Source organism: Faecalibacillus faecis (assembly GCF_003024675.1).
GTDB lineage: Bacteria > Bacillota_I > Bacilli_A > Erysipelotrichales > Coprobacillaceae > Faecalibacillus > Faecalibacillus faecis.
The window spans coordinates 46009-61075 of record NZ_PYLP01000014.1; the positions used below are offsets into that span (position 1 = coordinate 46009).

The following is a 15067-nucleotide window of genomic DNA, read 5'->3' on the forward strand; positions in this document are numbered from 1 at the left end:
ATCTCGCTTTCATTAAATTGATACATTATATAATTTCAAAATTTTAACAATTTCCATGCATCACTGCTCATATTATCAATATATTCTGTGTTGTTTACATATAATTTCTCATTCTTGTCTCTTACAAATCCCCATTTAGCATTATGTTTTTTAGCATATTGTTTAAACGCATCAAACTTGTTTCTAACTTGAATATCGATGTTTTTATTTGTACCATTCTTTCCTTCTCCGCCTTTAGTTTCGATAATCCATACATCACCACTTTTCAATCCAACAATATAATCAGCATAAAATAAATGTTGTTCCTGATTGCCATCAAGATATGTAATTGAGAAATACTGTTGTCCTGCATCTCCATTTTTATAATACCAAGATACTTCTTCACAAGATTCACAAAAACGTTCAAATAATCTTTCAGATTTTGATTTAATCTCTTCTACTAAACAATCATCAGTATAATCACGATACACATTCTTTTTAAGAACTTTAGAATCTTTTTGTTCAATATATTTAAAAATCTCTTCGTGTGGAAATTTAAATATTTCTTCCTTTGCTTCGACAAACATTCGTTGTTCTGTATATGATCCAATCATTCCTTCTCTAAAATCTTCACGAATCTTATGTACATTATTTAAAATAAATGCATAAAATTCAGAAGTATTTAATTTTAAAAATTTATTCTTAAATCTTCTATTATCTCTAAATAGTAATTCTAGAATAACTCTAGTTTTTTCATACGATAATCCGATTAAATATTTAAATGAGTCAATAGATTGTCTTAAATCGATTGCATGTTCATGAGTATTTACTGCAAAACTGACTCCATATCTAGTAGCATCTTCCCTAACCATATCAATCGTTCTAACAACTTTGCCTTGCATAATTGTCTTTTCAATACGATCAGATAAATTGTAGCCACCTGCCATTAATTTAACTTTATTTATTGTCACATCATTAGTTAATTTATATTTTTCTTTATAAAACTTAGCTAAACGATCTCGTTTTTCTCTTTCACCTGAGCTATTGTAGTCTAAGTTTCGTAATTCCTTTACAAGATTGAAATCGTAAAATTCTGGTTTTAAAAATATTCTTCTAACAAAATACGCTCTGTCAATATTTTGCATTACACTTTCTCGATATTTTTCATCAAAAGTATATAAATACGCATTATCAAGTAATTCGTTGTCATAATGTTTCGCTTCAGGCATTCTTCTTAATCTTCCTAGAGTTTGTATCTCAAATTGCTCACTCATATTTTCTCTTAATTTGACTAATACTTTCGCACGTGGACAATCCCATCCCGTACTAATAGCTTGTTTAATCAAAAGAAACTGCACAGAATTATTTATATCTGTTATGTTATCAATGTTTTTATGATATTCATTACCACTCATCCAAATAGCAAGACGTCCGTTATCATATGTTATATCCATTGTTGTCAATTTTTCTTCAATAGATTTAATTAAACCTGGATTTTCATTTGGAAATTGCACAATAACTAAAGGATTAATATTTTTTCCTAATTTTTCATATCCTTCTTTTATTGCTTTTCTTTTTGCTATTGCTAAATTTAATAATAAACCATTTTCATCTTGAATTTGTGCATCACTAACTCCTTCGTTGATGTATAATGCTTTTGTAATAAGCCCAGATGCAATAACATCAACTTCATCAATTTCGTACATATCAAAAGCTTTATTTTTATGAGCTGTCGCAGATACACGAATAGTATAAATCGGAGCAAATGCATCGATGATATCTCTTGCTTTCGAAGTATTATTTTGGTGTTCTTCATCGATTATTAGAATAAAGTCTATATTATTTCTATGAGCATCAGCAATTCTTTCATAAATATTTTTTCTTTCAGCTTCCTTAATTGCGCGATTACCCTTTTTAGTAACTCTTTCCCAGTTAATAAAACAAACATCTTTATCATCAAAATCACCATTTAAAATATCATCAACTGTTTTTGATGTATATTGGGGTAAGTGCTTATCTAATTTCTTTTTACTTTGTTCTTCTAATTCTCCAGAACCTGGAGTTAACCAAATGAAACATATTTTTCTATTTTTTTGTTTAATGTACTTATCAATAAAATCCAACAAAATAATAGTTTTTCCTGATCCTGTTGGAGCTTTTACTATTAAAGTTTTCTTGTTTACACTATTACAATAGTTAACGATATATGATGAACAATCTTCTTGAAATTCAAACAATTTTCTTATACCTATCATATTTCATCAACCTCCCTTAATTCTTCAGCAAAGTAATATTCTGGAATGTCAATTATTTCTACTCCATAATTTTCTAATATCTTTTCTTGTTCACTAGTTAAAAAGACTTCGTTACTAACAAACAACTTTCTACATTCCGATAAACCTTCTTCGATGATTCTATCCATTTCTTCATCATTAAATGCAATTTTAATTGAATGATTATCAATCTCACAATGATGTTCTAACTTAATTAATTCTGTTATAGAATCTAATAATCTACTATTTACAGTTCCATCATTAGTTTTAGGAATAAAAGAAGTTTTGTAGTATTTACAATTAAATTCATAAGATACTTCTGTCTTTCTTCCATTGATATTTAGTCCTTGATTAAGATTTATCAATCGTTTATAAGTTTTCTTTTCGCAGATTTGATTTTGATTATTTGTACATAGAATGAATTTTCTAGTTCCCCCATCATTTAAATTTGCTTCTAATACAGCTTGTGCTGTTGTTCCACTACCTGCAAAAAAATCTAAAACAGTAATATTTTTATGTTCAAAATAGTCAATAAACAGTTTGATTAGTTTTACTGGTTTCTTTCCACTACCAAAGTCCACTCCTCCTTCATGTCTTATGTTCCCAAAGTCAGCCGCCATATCATAATAATTAGGAAGAGGCGTTGTCTTTTGTGAATTTTCTTTTAATTTGTCCAAAGGAACTCCCTGATAATACTTTCCTTTAGTTGCATTTGCTTTTTGTGGACCTGTAAAATATCTATAATTATACTGATCATCACCTATATCATAAACTTTATATAAAACACCTAATCCATCAATTTCTTTTCTTCCCTGTAAATAATCTCTAAAAAATCTCCCTGAAGAGTTTCCATTAAGAATAGTTCCACTTGCCCAAATTTCTTTCAATCCGGTTTTTGAACCAATAGGAAGTTTTTCTATTTGATAATCTCCTTTTTGAAAGATTTCTACTCGTTTATTCCCAATTTGCATTTCTTTTCCACGGTTCAGTTCAATTATTCTAAAATTAAATTTATCATAGTTATATTCTTCTGGTTTAAGCCAAGGCACACTTTGTGAAGTTTTACCATAGACTAAAACTTGTTCTATTTGTTTATGATATCTCATATCAGATTTAAGAATTTTATCTGCGTACCTAACTTGAATATAATACGTATTTTGATAATTACTTTCACCAAATAATTCGTCACAAAGCAATTTCAATTGTGCTGCTTCATGATCGTCAATGCTTATAAATATAAAACCATTTTCTTTCAACAAGTTTTTCGCTATTCTTAATCTCTTGTCCATAAATGACAACCACATACTGTGAATAAATGTATCTTCTTTAGATAAAAATTTATCATCATACATAAAGTCATTTTGTAGTGTATTATATGGTGGATCTATATAAATAATATCAATTTTTCCTTTATGAGTTTTCTCTAATAATTTTAAACTATGTAAATTATCACCCTCTAACAAAAAATTAAAAGGTAATGTTTCGTCTGAAATTATTTCTTTATCCTTATCTTCTATAAAAATGGGAATATTAGATTTCATTTGTTCGTCTACTTCTTCTGAATGTTCTTCCCATACTAAACCATATTTCTTTTTAGTTAGTTCTGTTTCAACTTCATTTAAAGTAGCTATTATATCTTCATCATCAATTTGTTGTTTCAACAACTCTAGTTTAGATAAAAGCTTTTCTCTTTTAACTTTTGACAAATTTATTGTCTCAGCCATGTTAATCATCCTTTCTTTACTAGTGTAATAATTGAAGAGCAGCTATAACACCTGTATTTTTATCATATAAAACCACTTCAACATTAAATCCTTTGTGACTCATTTGCACCTCTGATATACAATAAAAAGCTTTTTTTTCTTCTTGATTTTCAGCATTAAAAATCAACTTAACTCCTCTATATGGATCTATTACTTGCATTAATTTTGAAACTAAATCACCAACATATCCTAATGCATCCATTCTATTTTTTACTTCAGTAATTCTATATAGTTCTTTTTTATATGAACTAACAATCACAATATTTTTTGGTTGTCTCTTCTTTATAATTTTTCCTTCAAATTCTATACTATAGCCATTCCAAATCGGATATACATAAGGATGGTCAACTATATTCCATCCTTCTAAGTACATATATGTTAAATAATGACGTACAAACAATTCATTTTCATCAAAGTTTTCTGAATTTTCATCAAATAATATTTGTGTCATTACGTCTATTTCAGTTTTATTTAAAAAGGATGCTAAATTATGTAGAACCTTTTTACTAGGATGCTTTGTTGAACCATTCTCTATTAATTTTATTGCAGTCCTACTAATATCTAATAACTCGGCCATTTCTGTTTGATTAATCTTTTTTTCTTCTCTAATCCTTTTTAAATATATAGCAAAAGACATTGTAAAAACTCCTTTCAAATGGTAATCATAATCTAATTATACAATACTAAGATAACAATATAAAGTAAAATATCTATTTATAGTTGCAAAAACTTTCCAACAGTGTTATATTGTTGTTGTGGCAAGTAAATGCAATTTAATATAATTCATATAATTACCACAGAAAGGAGGAAAATAAAAAGGGCTCATTAGATAGAGTTTGGTCGCTACATCTAATGAACCTATGTAATATATGAAAGAACGTTTTTATAATGTCCTTTCTTGAACATTATAACAAATTTTCTTTCACATTGTAATACTCTCAAAGGAGGAATGTGAAATGAAAGAAGAAGAAAAAAGAGTATTTATTGAGTTGCCAGCATTTACTGGTCGTAATGTTCCAATCGCTGAATTATCTAAGGCTATTGGGAAAGATGCACAATTTATTCGTATTGGATTACAAAAGGGTATTTTAAAATTTGGTTATGCAATGAAAAGAGATAATTCTAGTGAATTCAACTATTATTGTCCTGATAAGAAAGTTTGGGAAGAAACGGGATACTTTAGGAGTGCTATTTAAACATGGCTAATTTAGAGATTGTTCGACTATCCGAAATTCAAAGCAAACAAGTTGATTGGTTATGGTATCCTTATATACCATTTGGTAAAGTAACCATCATACAAGGTGATCCTGGTTGTGGTAAGACTATGCTAGTTCTTTATTTAGCAAGTCTTTTATCTGCGGGATTACCTCTCCCAAATGATGATTCTAACCTAAAATGTGAGCCTTGTAACATCATCTATCAAACTTCTGAAGATGGATATGACGATACGATTAAACCACGATTAGAAAGTTTTCCTCATACCGACTTTAATCACATCGTATTTATCAATGAATCGAAGTGTAATTTAACGATGCTAGATGAACGTATTGAACAAGCTATCATCAAAGAAAACGCAAGACTATTTGTTTTAGATCCTATTCAAGCCTATATCGGCCATAATATCGATATGAATAAAGCTAATGAAATAAGACCATTATTAAAAAATCTTGGTGATATTGCTCAAAGGCATAATGTAGCAATTGTTCTTATCGGACACATGAATAAAGGAAAAGGTACAAAATCCTCTTATCGTGGATTAGGCAGTATTGATATTACAGCTGCAGCTCGTAGCGTACTGATTTGTGGAGAGCTTAAAAATGCTGATGGTATTCGTGCTGTTGTTCAAGATAAATCAAGTTTAGCTCAGCGTGGTAATCCCTTTGCTTTTAAACTCAGTGATAATGGATTTGAATGGATAGGTAACTATGATATTAGTACTGATGAATTATTAGATGGTATGAAACGTAAAAGTGATAAAGATAGAGCTAAGAACTATATCCTAGAAACTTTAGCTAATGGGTTTTTAGACGCCAACACAATCTATAAAAATGCCTATGAACAAGATATTTCCAAACGAACACTTGACCAAGCAAAATCCGAACTCAATGTAAAATCTTTCAAAAAAGGTAGAACATGGTATTGGAAACTAGATTAAGATTGCAAGGTTGCAGGGTCTCTAGAGATTAGCAATCTTGCAACCTTCCTTTTAAAAACAAACGCCTTTGTTACTTTCGCGAAAGTAACGCAAATGCACTTTTGTCAGAAACAAAAGATGCTTGCGCTCTGCGAGGCTTTTAATGCAATCACAAACAATAAGCATAATGCTTGGAAAAGGAAGTATCAGCCATAATTCACGTAAATTTATAGCTGATAATGTTGATCCAGCTAGAACACCAAATAATATTGAATTTGCTAACCAAGACATCAAACAAGCCTATCATCAGTTGTTTGATGATGCTTTAACAAAATATAATGCCAAACAAACAAGAAAAGATAGAGTCATTCCAGACTACTACGAAAAGATTCGTACTGGTAAACAAGAAAAAACATTTTATGAAATCATTGTTCAAGTCGGTAATAAAGATACAATGAACGCTAAATCACCTAATGGTGAATTAGCCAAAACAATACTCACCGAGTATATGTATGATTTCATAGATAGAAATAAAAACTTATACGTATTCTCTGCTCATCTTCATATGGACGAAGAAACACCTCATTTGCATATAGACTTCATTCCTTATACCACTGGCAGTAAACGTGGTTTAGAAACACGTGTTTCTCTCAAGAAAGCTATGGAGCAGCTAGGCTTTGTTGGTAAAGGTAGACAAGAAACAGAGTTTAACTTGTGGGTTGAATCTGAAAAAGAGCAATTAGAACAGGCTATGATTTCTCACGATATTCAGTGGAATCAACTTGGTACCCATAATGAACATCTTAGTGTTTATGATTACAAAAAACAAGAACGTATCAAAGAAGTCAAAGCACTTGAAGATAAAGTAGAAACGTTAGAAAAACGTTTAAAAGATGTTGAAGAATATACTGCAGATATTGATTCTTTAACTCATGATTTAACAGATGATTTATGGGTTATTCCTGAACCCAAAAGATTTATGACTGCTACAAATTACAAAAAGGAATATGTTGTTCCATTTATCCAAAAATTGAAGAAAGTTGTTAATCATATCATAAAAGATTATCTCAGATTAAAACATGAAGTAAAAAGTTTACGTTCTAAGATTCTTCCATTGAAAATGAAGATTAATGAGCAATATGAAACAATTGATAGACTTATTGCAGAAAATAAAGATGATTCATTAAAACTCAAGAAACTACAAAAGGTACTTGGCTATAAAACTTTTAATGAATTATTAAATACACCAAAGGAGAAAAACAAAAATGTTAGAGAAAAAGATTATAGATAATGGTATAACTTACCAACTAGTTGGAGAAATCTATTATCCAGTTATTTTAGGTGTGCAACTTCCTTTAGGATTTTATGGAAGTAAAAGAGCAAATTATCTTATAGAACATAATAAAATACACTTTACAAACGAGTATTCACATAATCGTTTTCATACTGAAATGTTTTGTTTTAACTGTTATTGTGAACAGTTGTTTCAAAAGCTGTTCTTTGAGTGTTTAGATAATTATCCTAAGCTTACAAATAAGCAAATTAAAGAAGTCCAAAAACAATTAAAGGAGTATATCTTAAACAAATATGTACTACAACCTAGGGAGGTTATTTATAATGGCAAAGAACTTGAAATTACCAAATAGCTACGGTAGTGTTTCTAAAATGAGCAGTGCTTCACGTAGAAGAAAACCTTATATGGTGCGTATTACAACTGGTTATGTCATTGATGAACAAAATAGTAAGGCCAAACAAACGTATGCGATTATTGGTTATGCTAAAACCAGAAATGAAGGATTGCAGATGCTAGCCAAATATCATGAACACCCATTTGATGTTGAAAATGGAAGTATGACATTTAGAGAGGTTTATGAAAACTGGTCTGCAGATAAATATGAAAATGCGTCTCGTTCAACAATCAACGGTTATCGTGCAGCATTTAATGCTTGTATTCCTATTTATGAAAGAAAATTTAGAGATTTAAAAACAAATGATCTACAGAATATTATTGATAATTGTGATAAAAACTATCCTACACTTAGAAAAATCAAGATACTATTCAATCAGTTATTTGCTTATGCTATGAAACTAGATATATGTGGAAAAGATTATTCTAAATATGTTGATATTACAAAACATAGTGATAAAAATCCAGATAAATATGATAGAAAACCATTCACTAAAGAACAGCTTAATATCTTATGGGATTTCAAAGATGATAAGTATTATCAGATTATATTAATTTTGATTTATACAGGTTTACGAATTGAAGAATTGCTATCTCTAAAAAAAGAGAATGTTTATTTAGATGAGCACTATCTCGAAGTAATAAAATCAAAAACAGAAAATGGAATAAGAAAAGTACCAATCAGTGATTATATCTATCCTTTCGTTAAAGATTGGTACAATAGCTCAAAGTGTGATTATTTATTACACACCGAAGAACAAAAGCCATTCAAATATTGAAACTATTATGATAGCTACTTTATTCCATTGATGGAACGTTTAGGTTTTGATCAAACACCTCATTGTTGTAGGCATACATGTATATCATTACTTGCCGAAGCAAATGTATCACCTACTTATTCAAAGATGATCGTAGGACACAAAGGTGCAATGACAATGACCGAGAAAGTTTATACTCATATTGATATGCAATATTTAATTAATGCAGTTAATTCTATTTATTATCCAGAAAGCATTAAACATGAATAACCAATTGAAATGTGATACTGTTGCTCAATATAAAGCATACCAATGGATTAAAAGGAACTTTGATATAAACTATCTAACGATTAGCATTCATGATTCTTATAGCTTACTCGTAAAAGATATGCATAATAAAAATGCCATCATCAGTTACAATAAAAACAAAGTAACGATTCACTATGATGATGGTAGTAAAGAAACATTTAAACTAAAATCTCATGAACCATGTCTATGATGTGGTTCTTTTTTATCCATTTCGTATATCGCCAAGAAGAATAAAACAGAAAGTCTAAAAGACAATGTCAAGGACGAACGAAGTGAGCATGTTTATCCTTGAAATTGTCTTGCTTTCTGTTGAATAAATAAGGCGATATACAGATGGATAAATATAAACCATTTCGGTTGAGCCTCGAAGTCCCAAGAATGGGACGAGAATTGGGTTGATATATGATAGTTTGCTGCATATATGAGAATTTGAGGTGAGAATATTGTTGCATACGTGTTGCATATTTGTTGCATACCGTTTTTAATTTACAAATATACAAAAAAACTCAAATCGAGTTTTAGCCGATAAATAAAGGCTTTTGCTGATTTGAGTTTTTTTGAATTGTTCTGGGCATTCCCAAAAATTAACGTTTAGAGAATTGTGGAGCACGACGTGCTTTTTTAAGACCATATTTTTTACGTTCTTTAACACGTGAGTCACGAGTTAAGAATCCTGCAGCTTTTAATGTTGGTCTGTAATCGTCACCAGCTTGTAATAAAGCTCTAGCAACACCATGACGGATTGCACCAGCTTGTCCTGAGTACCCTCCACCATAAACATTAACAGTTACATCAAATTTGTCTTTAGTGTTTGTTAATTCTAATGGTTGATTAACAATCATGTTTAATACGTCTGATGCTAAATATTCTCTAGCTTCTTTTCCATTAATAACGAAGTTTCCTGTACCTGGTGTTAAGATAACACGTGCTACAGAAGATTTTCTTCTACCTGTTCCTCTATATTGTACGTTTGCCATTATCTTTCACCTTACCCTTTCACTTTCATTTCTACTGGATTTTGTGCTGCATGAGGATGTTTATCACCAGCATAAACAAATAATTTCATACCTTGTTTTCTACCTAAAGTGTTATGTGGTAACATACCTTTAACTGCTGCTTCAACAAATCCTGTTGGATTTTGTTCTAAGAATTGTTTAGCTGTCTTAACTTTAAGACCACCTAACCATCCTGAGTGACGGTAATATTTAGTGTTTTCTAATTTTTTACCTGTCATAACTACTTTGTCAGCATTGATAATGATTACATAATCACCAGTATCAACATGTGGTGTGTAAGTAGGTTTATTTTTCCCTCTTAACACTGTAGCAACTTCTGAAGCTAAACGACCTAATGTTTGTCCAGCTGCGTCAACTACATACCATTTTCTTTCGATTGTGGCAGCATTTGCCATTGTTGTTTGTCTCATCTTTTCTTTTCTCCTTTGTTTATCCTTACCGGGGACTTTAAAGGTTTTTGCCTATGAAACCTTTTTAATTATATGAAATCACAATATCAATGTCAACAAAATAATGCGACAAAATCATATTATTTTTAATATTTCTCAAATTAGTAAGTAGGATCTTCTGGAATAATAATTGCGGCAAGAATATAAACCAATAAGCCTGTTCCAGCATATAAACAAAGTAATACACACGCAATTCTTACAAGTGAAGGATCAACAGCAAAATATTCAGCTAATCCACCACAAATGCCTGCCAACATTTTATCTTTTCTTGAACGATATAATCTTTTTTTCATTTCTATTCCCCCTCAAAATGAATTGAAACATTTCCTAAATCTGTGTCAATTGTAATATTTTTATTACCAACGACTTCATCTGTTTTACTTACATGAATCGAACTCATGTTTCCATCTTTATCAACATGATATTGGTTTCTTGCACCTGCCATCGTTACTTCAACATTACCCATATCATTTTCTATATCAAATGAATCTGTATTTAAATAATTTAATCTAAGATCTCCCGTATCATTGTCAACACTTGTTTTTCCGTCCACTTGAAGACGTTTAATTGTTGCTTTACTTGAATCACTTTCTAAATCAAGTTGTGTACATTGTAAAGCTTCCATTGTAATATTTGTAGCATCAAAATCTAAACCTACCTCATTAAACCTAATATTTCTCGGTAAATAAAGTGTAACATTTCCTGCCTGTTTTTTATTATTCACTCCATCAAAAGAAATATTTGCTTTTACACCATCATATTTAAATTCATAGTCCCTATCCACATTATCTGCTTCAACTTTAATGACTTCACCATCATAATATTTAATTGTCCCATTTACTGCAGATAACTCCAAAGATAAATCACAAGAATCATCTACTCTCATTTCCATAGAAACATTTCTTGCTTTCCCAAAAGATCTTATTGTTACATATTTACTGAGCTTTTGTGTTTCATCTGGTAATTCACTAATTCCATTCATAAAAAAACCAACAATACATAAAACAGTTCCTATAACCAATGAAGCAAAAGCTATACTTTTATAAATTTTCATATTAACCAACCACCTTATTATAAATATTTTTTCCTAAATCAATCATTGCTCTAAAAGCTTGTGGTAAATATTTAAACAAACTTACTGTCATCAATGATGTTAAATAACTAAGCGAAACAAGTAGTAGACCAATACCTAAACAAATCAAACCACCTGCAATTAAGCCATCTATAAATAAACGAAGCGCCACTACCGCTAAAGCAACAACAGCACAAAGTAAACCAAATGTTCCAAAAACACCAACACAAACAATACCAATAAATAAACCTATTGCTCCAACAATTAATCCACCAATGCCACCAACCGTTGGTAAAACAAGAAGAACTAACAAGACAACAATAATGCCTCTTAAAATACGCATATTTCTTTCATTAAAATGATGAATTTCTTCATGATCAGATTTGATATCTTGATGATTTTCAACACCTAACCCTTCTTTAATTGTTTGTGCAACTTTCTTTGGTGATTCAAGTTCCTTAATAATTTCTTGTTCATGTTCACTTCCAGCATCTTCAAAATAATCACGATAATAATTCAATGCTTCTTCTCTTTCTGTTGCATCTATATCTTGTAATAAATCTTCTAATTCCTTTAGAAATTGTTCCTTATTCATTATTATCCCCTCCTTTTAATAATGAATTAATTTTCTTTGTGTAATCGATCCATTCTAATCGATACATTTCTAATTTATTCTTTCCATTTCCTGTAATACGATAATATCTTCTATTTCTGCCATCTATTTGTTTATCATACGTTTCTAAACACTCATCCTTTTGTAATCTTCTAAGGACAGGATATAATGTCGATTCAGAAACATCAATTCCTTTTCTTACATCTTGGGTAATCTTATAACCATATGTTCCTTCTTCTTCTTTAGCAACAACACTTAAAACAATGGCATCCAATAAAGCAGCCCCTGTATTAAATATCATATTTACCCTCCTATTCTTTATACAATAATATTATACGATGTATAGTATTATATTTCAATAATTATTCGCATAAAAAAATAATGTGCTAAACACATTATCCAAAAAAATCTAAAGTTAATTTTAAAACCTGTTTAATATCTGAAAGTTTATCAAAGTTATGATTTCCATCTTCTATCGAAACAAACTTTGTTCCTTTATGAAATAATTTCATATATTTATCACTAATTTCATAAGGAACCGTTATATCTTTTGTCCCATGAATAACCAGTAATTCATTTTGATACGTATCAAGATTTTGATAAAAATCTCTTTTTAAAATATCTTCTACAAATTCATCCGATATTTCATAGCCCCCATGATCATACGTCTTTGCTTTTTCAACTTGACCTGTCAAATAATGAAGTGCCTCTGGCAAGTTAAAAGCAGGTGCCCATAAGACCATCTTTTTAATCACATTTGGATAAAGCTTTGCTAGTTCACTAGCAATAGCTCCTCCCATCGAATGTCCTAAAACATAGATTTCTGTACAATTTTCCATTTTTAAACATTCTTCTAAAATAACTCTGGCACAAGACAGTTCATCTTGAAAAGTCATATCCACAAAATTCCCATCACTTTCTCCACTTCCTAAAAAATCAAAGCGAAAAGAAGCAATTCCTTTAGCTTCTAACATACGTGATAATTGTACATAAGAAAACTTTGTTCCCGTTTTTTGTCCTGTAAAACCATGGAAAATCAAACAAACAGGATGTTTGTCTTGATTAGGTTTATGAAAAAATCCTCTAAGTGTTCCTTTGGGTGTTGGTATTTCACAATAATGTTGCATCTTACATACCCTCACGTGCTTTCTTAATTCTTTTAATACCACCCATTGTGACATATTGTTTTGTAATATCGATGATATTTTCTTTTTTAAAGTCTCCACCAATAAATAAACATGTATCCATAATTTCATTTGTCACAATTGTAAGCATTTCATCAGAAAGTTCTTCATCAAGTTCATTTCTCACAATTTCTTTACATTCATCTATATAAGCAGTTTTATCAATTTCTGTAATACCTTCCATTTTTATACCTCCATTTTTATCTTATTATACCAAAAAATATGTCTAAAAAATGAATTGTACGAAAAAAAAGCCCAATTTGTTCCGTTTTTCAATGACCCAACATTTCTTCCATATAATGAAAATACAAAGAACACGTCTCTCTTATCCATTATGATATTCGTTGTGTTGACAAGAGAAACAGAAAGGAATTCATATGAGTAAAATCATTTTTATTAATTTAAGAAATGTAAGAGAAGACAATGATTTAAAACAAAAAGATCTTGCAAAACTGATCTCTGTTTCTCCCCGTACGTATTCACACTATGAAAACTACGAAAGAGAAATGCCAATTGCTACATGGAAACTTCTTTCCAAAATTTTTAATCATAGTATTGATTTTTTATGCATTACCGCAGAAGTAGACTAACACATAAGAAATATTCTATTACATACAAGTCTGTCCAAATTAGAAAACTAATTTCGTACAGTCTTTTCTTATATAAAAAAGAAGAAATTTCTAATTTTTTGACGTATATATTTATAGAGATAGTTTAATATCTATTTCTTGTATATTATTTTTGTTTAAGATATAATTTGAGAAAGATTGGTGCACAATGCGTCTATACATCGAAAAGAAAGATTTAGAACATCTATTAGAAAATAAAAGTGAATATATTGGAAATAATATAACATAAGATACTATTTTTGCTGCTGTTTCCTTTCTATTATCTGCTTTAACAGCAAATTATGATTCATTTTTTATGATTCCAAGTATCATTATTAAATATTTTTTTATAGTAATTGGTGTACTTTATTTATTTAAGATAGGAAAAGAGTTTATGACAAAAAAATATAATTATGAAAATTTAATAAATGATATTAATAATCTAGACTTAGTGGCTCATAGACATTCGCTAGTCATCATCAAAAACAAAGACAAGTATTTACTTTACGATGATGAAAGATGGCAATGTAAATTATTTATCAATTACAAAACTAAAGATGAAAATAATGAAACTGCTATAAAAGAAGCATTAGAAAAAGATCTACAACTTGATACTTCAACAATAAATTGTGAATTTGTTACTTCTAGAACTCAAGAAAAATATTCAGTTAGTCATAACGAAAATAGAATTTATAATCACAATCTTTACTCTATAACACTTTCTAAATTACCTGCTTATATGAAAAAAGACAATTTTGTGATAAATAATAAGCATTACTATTGGATGACAATGGATGAGATGTTATCTGACTCCAATATTAAAGAAAAAAATTTAGAAGTTGTTTATTTTGTAAAAGACTCAATTTCATAAGCAAGAAGTAAATCCTTTAGTGAAAACTAGAGGATTTTTTATCTATAATTCAAATAAAAAAGGGACAAAATAAATTTTGTCCACATGGTAATAATCTTTGAAGATTATTACCTTTTTCTTTAAAATGTTAGTTGGTGATTTTATGATTGATGATACTAACTATGCTGACTGTCTTACTTTATACAATTTTAATCATGTTGATAAAATCAAAGGCAAGGAATCTTTTTCCTATATCTTTAATGACAACATCAACTATATCCGCTCTCTTTATAATAGAGGCAAGATCAGAAACATTACCTATGATACCATCCAGAAAACTATTCTTTGTGGTTCCATCTATCTTGGCTATGA

At 29.6% G+C, this 15067-nt stretch carries 19 protein-coding genes; 8 read left to right on the top strand and 11 right to left on the bottom strand.

From position 1 onward, the window contains the following. Positions 1-35: 35 nt before the first annotated feature. Genes C7U55_RS10050 through C7U55_RS10060 form a run of 3 tightly spaced genes read right to left on the bottom strand, consistent with a single transcriptional unit; the run spans position 36 to position 4652 of the window. Positions 36-2234, bottom strand: a complete 2199-nt coding sequence (locus C7U55_RS10050) for a DEAD/DEAH box helicase (RefSeq protein WP_106988447.1) — start codon at positions 2232-2234, stop codon at positions 36-38. Beyond that, positions 2231-3976, bottom strand: a complete 1746-nt coding sequence (locus C7U55_RS10055; protein WP_106988448.1) for a site-specific DNA-methyltransferase — start codon at positions 3974-3976, stop codon at positions 2231-2233. Before C7U55_RS10055 ends, C7U55_RS10050 begins: the two co-directional genes overlap by 4 nt. A gap of 19 nt (positions 3977-3995) precedes the next feature. Then, positions 3996-4652, bottom strand: a complete 657-nt coding sequence (locus C7U55_RS10060) for a helix-turn-helix domain-containing protein (protein WP_106988449.1) — start codon at positions 4650-4652, stop codon at positions 3996-3998. 319 nt (positions 4653-4971) lie between these two features. Here C7U55_RS10060 and C7U55_RS10065 point away from each other — a divergent pair, with 319 nt between their 5' ends. From C7U55_RS10065 to C7U55_RS10090, 6 genes are all read left to right on the top strand, one after another. Next, positions 4972-5211 carry a hypothetical protein gene (locus C7U55_RS10065; protein ID WP_106988450.1) on the top strand — a complete coding sequence of 80 codons (240 nt, stop codon included), beginning with the start codon at positions 4972-4974 and terminating at the stop codon, positions 5209-5211. 2 nt (positions 5212-5213) lie between these two features. Then, positions 5214-6170, top strand: coding sequence for an AAA family ATPase (locus tag C7U55_RS10070; protein ID WP_106988451.1), 957 nt, complete (start codon positions 5214-5216; stop codon positions 6168-6170). 142 nt (positions 6171-6312) lie between these two features. Next, positions 6313-7440, top strand: coding sequence for a plasmid recombination protein (locus C7U55_RS10075; protein WP_239985192.1), 1128 nt, complete (start codon positions 6313-6315; stop codon positions 7438-7440). Beyond that, complete coding sequence (locus tag C7U55_RS10080) at positions 7415-7795, top strand: TnpV protein (RefSeq protein WP_106988452.1); 381 nt, start codon at positions 7415-7417, stop codon at positions 7793-7795. Before C7U55_RS10075 ends, C7U55_RS10080 begins: the two co-directional genes overlap by 26 nt. Continuing rightward, on the top strand, positions 7767-8615 hold the full coding sequence (locus tag C7U55_RS10085) for a tyrosine-type recombinase/integrase (RefSeq protein WP_239985193.1): 849 nt from the start codon (positions 7767-7769) through the stop codon (positions 8613-8615). The genes C7U55_RS10080 and C7U55_RS10085 overlap by 29 nt, the downstream gene beginning before the upstream one ends. A 241-nt stretch (positions 8616-8856) precedes the next feature. Next, positions 8857-9093 carry a hypothetical protein gene (locus tag C7U55_RS10090; RefSeq protein WP_106988453.1) on the top strand — a complete coding sequence of 79 codons (237 nt, stop codon included), beginning with the start codon at positions 8857-8859 and terminating at the stop codon, positions 9091-9093. 394 nt (positions 9094-9487) lie between these two features. On the opposite strand, the gene rpsI is transcribed toward C7U55_RS10090, so the two are convergent. The 8 genes from rpsI to C7U55_RS10130 form a co-directional block, all read right to left on the bottom strand. Next, on the bottom strand, positions 9488-9880 hold the full coding sequence (gene rpsI / locus C7U55_RS10095) for a 30S ribosomal protein S9 (protein WP_022002675.1): 393 nt from the start codon (positions 9878-9880) through the stop codon (positions 9488-9490). Positions 9881-9891: 11 nt separating this feature from the next. Then, complete coding sequence (gene rplM / locus C7U55_RS10100; protein WP_022002676.1) at positions 9892-10329, bottom strand: 50S ribosomal protein L13; 438 nt, start codon at positions 10327-10329, stop codon at positions 9892-9894. A 140-nt stretch (positions 10330-10469) separates the two neighbouring features. Beyond that, positions 10470-10661 (bottom strand): PspC domain-containing protein, encoded by a 192-nt coding sequence (locus C7U55_RS10105; RefSeq protein WP_106988454.1) that lies wholly within the window; start codon positions 10659-10661, stop codon positions 10470-10472. Between the two features lie 2 nt (positions 10662-10663). After that, positions 10664-11422, bottom strand: coding sequence for a DUF4097 family beta strand repeat-containing protein (locus C7U55_RS10110; RefSeq protein WP_106988455.1), 759 nt, complete (start codon positions 11420-11422; stop codon positions 10664-10666). A 1-nt stretch (position 11423) separates the two neighbouring features. After that, positions 11424-12035, bottom strand: a complete 612-nt coding sequence (locus tag C7U55_RS10115; protein ID WP_106988456.1) for a DUF1700 domain-containing protein — start codon at positions 12033-12035, stop codon at positions 11424-11426. Next, positions 12028-12354, bottom strand: coding sequence for a PadR family transcriptional regulator (locus C7U55_RS10120; protein ID WP_106988457.1), 327 nt, complete (start codon positions 12352-12354; stop codon positions 12028-12030). The genes C7U55_RS10115 and C7U55_RS10120 overlap by 8 nt, the downstream gene beginning before the upstream one ends. 94 nt (positions 12355-12448) lie before the next feature. After that, a complete protein-coding gene (locus tag C7U55_RS10125) occupies positions 12449-13180 on the bottom strand; it encodes an alpha/beta hydrolase family protein (protein WP_106988458.1) in 732 nt (243 codons plus the stop codon). A 1-nt stretch (position 13181) separates the two neighbouring features. Further along, positions 13182-13421: a hypothetical protein gene (locus C7U55_RS10130; protein WP_106988459.1), complete on the bottom strand. Its 240-nt coding sequence runs from the start codon at positions 13419-13421 to the stop codon at positions 13182-13184. A 193-nt stretch (positions 13422-13614) separates the two neighbouring features. Here C7U55_RS10130 and C7U55_RS10135 point away from each other — a divergent pair, with 193 nt between their 5' ends. After that, positions 13615-13827 (top strand): helix-turn-helix transcriptional regulator, encoded by a 213-nt coding sequence (locus C7U55_RS10135; RefSeq protein ID WP_048924918.1) that lies wholly within the window; start codon positions 13615-13617, stop codon positions 13825-13827. A 334-nt stretch (positions 13828-14161) separates the two neighbouring features. Beyond that, a complete protein-coding gene (locus tag C7U55_RS10140; RefSeq protein ID WP_146139619.1) occupies positions 14162-14716 on the top strand; it encodes a hypothetical protein in 555 nt (184 codons plus the stop codon). The last annotated feature ends 351 nt before the right edge of the window (positions 14717-15067 follow it).